The organism is Streptomyces sp. NPDC059456, from assembly GCF_042750055.1.
Classification (GTDB): domain Bacteria; phylum Actinomycetota; class Actinomycetes; order Streptomycetales; family Streptomycetaceae; genus Streptomyces.
On sequence record NZ_JBHYVA010000247.1, the window covers coordinates 6738 to 10912 of the forward strand.

The following is a 4175-nucleotide window of genomic DNA, read 5'->3' on the forward strand; positions in this document are numbered from 1 at the left end:
GGGCGCTGGGGCGGCGGGGGGCGCGCGCCCCCCCGGCCGGGGCCCCGCGGGGGGGGCCGCGCCGGCGGGGGGGCCCCGGGCCGGCCGCCCCCGCCCCCCCGCCCGTTTTTCCGCCCGGCCTCAGCGGCCCGAGGTGAACCTCTCGTACGCGTCGCAGACCTCGGCGGAGGGGCCGTCCATGCGCAGGACGCCGGACTCCAGCCAGATCGCCCGGTCGCAGGTCTCGCGGACCGTGCCGATGCTGTGGCTGACGAGGAAGACGGTGCCGGCCTGCTCGCGGAGTTCCTCGATGCGGGCCTGGCTGCGGCGCTGGAAGGCGGCGTCGCCGGTGGCAAGGGCCTCGTCGATCATGAGTACGTCGTGGTCCTTGGCGGCGGCGATGGAGAAGCGCAGCCGGGCCCCCATGCCGGAGGAGTACGTCCGCATCGGCAGCGAGATGAAGTCGCCCTTCTCGTTGATGCCGGAGAAGTCGACGATGCCCTGGTAGCGCTCGCGGATCTGCTGCTTGGACATGCCCATCGCGAGGCCGCCGAGGACGACGTTGCGCTCACCGGTGAGGTCGTTCATCAGGGCCGCGTTCACGCCGAGCAGCGAGGGCTGGCCGTGGGAGTAGATCCGGCCGCGGGCCACGGGCTGGAGTCCGGCGATAGCGGCCAGCAGGGTGGACTTGCCGGAGCCGTTGGAGCCGATCAGGCCGATCGCCTCGCCCTTGTACGCGACGAAGGTGACGCCCTTGACGGCGTGCACCTCGCGCATGCCGGGGGCGGGCTTGCGCGAGAAGATCCGGCTGAGGGCGGCGGTGGCGCCGCCCTTGCGGCCGCCCGAGCCGTGCACCTTGTAGACGACGTGGACCCCGTCGGCGATGACGGTGGGGACGCGGGTGTCGGGGACCGGCGCGGCCGGTGCGCCTGCCGGGGCGGGCGCGGGCGCCGATGCCGATGCGACGGCGTGTGCGGTTGCGGTGTCAGCCACGGCCGTACTCCTCCTCAGCCTTCCAGAAGTAGATGAATCCGCCGACGCCCGCGAGCAGGGCCCAGCCGACGGCGATCGCCCACACGTGGTGCGGGAGCGCGTGCGGGTTGAAGCTGTCGATCAGCGCGTAGCGCATCAGGTCGATGTAGACGGCCGCCGGGTTGGTCTTGAGCACGACGGTGACCCAGTGCGCGAGGTGGTCCTTCTTGAGCATCTGGTCGATGGACCACATGACGCCGGAGGAGTACATCCAGGTGCGCAGGATGAACGGCATCAGCTGGCTGATGTCGGGGCTCTTGCTGCCCAGGCGGGCCATGACCATGGCGACGCCGGCGCAGAAGACGGCCATCAGGGCCAGTGCGGGGGCGGCCAGCAGCCACTTCACGGTCGGTGTCTGGCCGCAGGCCAGCAGCAGCAGGACGAGCGCGCCCATGGTGACCAGCAGCTGCTGGAAGAGCTGGACGACGGTCGACAGCGGCAGGCTGGCACGGGGGAAGTGCAGGGCGCGCACCAGGCCCAGGTTGCCGTGGACGGCGCGGGTGGAGGCGTTGATGGAGCTGCCGATGAAGTCCCAGACGAACACGCCGGTGATCAGGAACGGGATGTAGTCCGGCACGTCGTGGCTGGCGTTCATGACGACGCCGAAGATGAAGTAGTAGACGGCCGCGTTGAGCAGCGGCGTCACCAGGTGCCAGACCTGGCCGAGCTTGGCCGTGCTGTACGTGGCGTGCATCCGGGCGGTGGCGTACGCGGTCACGAAGTGGCGGCGGCCCCAGAGCTGGCGCACGTAGCTCGGGAGCGAGGGGCGGGCGCCGCTGACGGTCAGGCCGTGGGCGACCGCCAGAGCTTCGAGCGCGGCGGACGAGGGGGGCGCGGCTGGCGTAGTGGTCACGGGAGTCGCTTTCGACGGGGTGGAGGCGTCGGCACGGCGTCGGGACGGGTCCGGCGTCGGGACGGGTCCGTATCGTCGCTACGGCGAGACTAGGGCGCGCCACGACGGAACGCAACCGTATCGTCGTGACGAGGGGGTGGCGGCGTGCGCGGCTATGCTCGGTGCATGACCACGGACCCGGCCGACGCCCCCGCACCCGCCCCCGCCTCCGCCCCCGGCCGCCGCGCCCCCGCCGGGGCCGCCGTCCTGCGCGAGGACGTGACCGAGGCGATCCGGGCCGCGGTGGTGGAGGAACTGGCCGCGGTCGGGTTCTCCCGGATGTCCATCGAGGGGATCGCGCGCCGCGCGGGCGTCGGCAAGACGGCCGTCTACCGGCGCTGGAAGTCGAAGCTGCACCTGGTGCTGGACCTGGTGGGCGCCTTCGCGGTGGACGGCCTGCCCGTGCCGGCGACGGGCTCGCTGTACGGGGACGTACGGGCGCTGCTCGAAGTGCTGTCCCACGTGCTGCGGCACCCGGTCGCCTCGGCGGTCATCCCGGACCTGCTGGTCGAGGCGGCCCGCAACCCGGAGATCGCGGACGCGGTCCGCGGGGCCCTGCTGGACGGGGAACGGCGGATGGCCGAGGGGATCGTGTCGGAGGCCGTGGCCCGCGGCGAACTGGCGCAGGGCACCGATCCGGGCCGGGCCCTGGACCTGGCGATCGGCCCCCTCTACTGGCGCCAGGTGGTGGCGCGCGACGCCGTTCCGGGGCCGTACCTGGACGACCTGGCCCGCTCGGTGGTGGCGGGCCTGAAGGCGACGTCGCCCGGGTCCTGAGCCCCTACGGCCACAGGCCCGTCGTGGTCGCGGACGCCGGCACGGGTTGCGGGGCGCCGGACGGCGCCGCCGGGACCGGGCGGCGCTCGGCCGGCGGGACGATCGGCGGGACCGCGGCCGGCTGCCCCAGGAAGACGCTGCGCACGACGCGCTCGGCCGCGTGGCCGTCGTCGTACGAGCAGAACCGCGACCGGAACGCCGCCCGCAGCTGTGCCGAGCGCGAGCCCTGCCAGTGGCCGGTGGCGAAGATGTCCACCAGCTCGTCCTCGGTCCGGGCGATCGCCCCCGGCGGGCACGACCGCAGGTCGAAGTACGTGCCGCGGGCCGCCTCGTACGCCTCCCAGTCGTCCGCGTGGATCACCATCGGCCGGTCCAGCGCCGCGTAGTCGAACATCAGCGACGAATAGTCCGTCACCAGCGCGTCGGACGCCAGGCAGAGCTCCTCCACCGACGGGTGCCCGGAGACGTCGACCAGGCGCGGGTGGCGCACCGGCGCGGCGGGCGCGTCCCCGTACGTCAGGTGGGAGCGGGCCAGGATCGTGAAGCGCGGGCCCAGGTCCCGCAGCACCCGCTCGAAGTCCAGGTGTTCGGGCCGGCTGCGCCGGTAGTCGCGGTGGGTCGGCGCGTACAGGATCGCCGTCGAGCCCGCCGGGATGCCGAGGCGCTCGCGCAGCGCGACGACGTCCTGCGGGGTGGCCCGGTGGAAGGCGTCGTTGCGCGGATAGCCGTATTCGAGCGTGGTGTACGAGGACGGGATCGCCTTCTCCCACACCAGGGTGGAGTGCCGGTTCGCGGACAGCAGGTAGTCCCACTGGTCCGCCCCGCGCAGCAGACCCGCGAAATCGCCCGTCGGGGTCGCCGCCGGCCGGTCCTGGAGGTCCAGCCCGACCCGCTTGAGCGGGGTGCCGTGCTGCGTCTGGAGCAGGACCTGGCCCGGCCGCTTGACCAGCGCACGGTCGAAGTTGACGTTCGTGGTCAGGTACGTGGCCCTGGCGAGCGCCGTCCAGTACGCCGCGGAGCCCGGGCGGAGCGCGGCCGTCTGCGGCGGCAGCGTCGCCGCGTGCCGCGGGTCGCAGATCCACGCCGTCCGCATCCGGGGCGCGAGCTCGCGCAGCTTGGCCTCGATGGCCGCCGGGTTGCAGGCGTAGCCGCCGTGCCAGTACGCGGAGAAGACCGCGAGCTCCGGGCGCAGCGGCAGCAGCCGCTGGAGGCGGTAGTGCAGGCGCAGCGCGCACTCGCGCAGCCCCCGTCCCAGCGCGGCCCCGGCGCGCCGCGCCGCGAGCACGGCCGAGCGGAGCACCGACAGCGTGCGGTACGTGCGGCGCGCCCCGAGCCGCATCAGGGTGTGCCGGATCCGGTCGGTGCGCGACAGCGACAGCGGCGCCGGGCCGGCCGCCCGGCACCCCCGACTGGGTGAAGACCACCCAGTCTCTTATAAACAACAGACGCTGCCCCCGCAAATGAGAGTGTATATATCGGGGGGGGCCGGGACAGT

General features: G+C 73.6%; 3 protein-coding genes and 1 pseudogene. 1 reads left to right on the plus strand and 3 read right to left on the minus strand.

The window, feature by feature from the left end; genetic code table 11:
• Nucleotides 1-120: 120 nt before the first annotated feature.
• Both ACFXA3_RS21735 and ACFXA3_RS21740 read right to left on the minus strand, forming a co-directional pair.
• Nucleotides 121-972, minus strand: coding sequence for an ABC transporter ATP-binding protein (locus ACFXA3_RS21735; protein WP_385189026.1), 852 nt, complete (start codon nt 970-972; stop codon nt 121-123).
• Nucleotides 965-1864, minus strand: coding sequence for an ABC transporter permease (locus tag ACFXA3_RS21740; RefSeq protein WP_385189027.1), 900 nt, complete (start codon nt 1862-1864; stop codon nt 965-967). Before ACFXA3_RS21740 ends, ACFXA3_RS21735 begins: the two co-directional genes overlap by 8 nt.
• Before the next feature lie 165 nt (nt 1865-2029).
• Here ACFXA3_RS21740 and ACFXA3_RS21745 point away from each other — a divergent pair, with 165 nt between their 5' ends.
• Nucleotides 2030-2680, plus strand: a complete 651-nt coding sequence (locus ACFXA3_RS21745; protein WP_385189029.1) for a TetR/AcrR family transcriptional regulator — start codon at nt 2030-2032, stop codon at nt 2678-2680.
• Nucleotides 2681-2684: 4 nt separating this feature from the next.
• On the opposite strand, the pseudogene ACFXA3_RS21750 reads toward ACFXA3_RS21745, so the two are convergent.
• A pseudogene (locus ACFXA3_RS21750) lies at nt 2685-4037 on the minus strand (CDP-glycerol glycerophosphotransferase family protein); the annotation flags it as partial.
• Nucleotides 4038-4175: the final 138 nt, after the last annotated feature.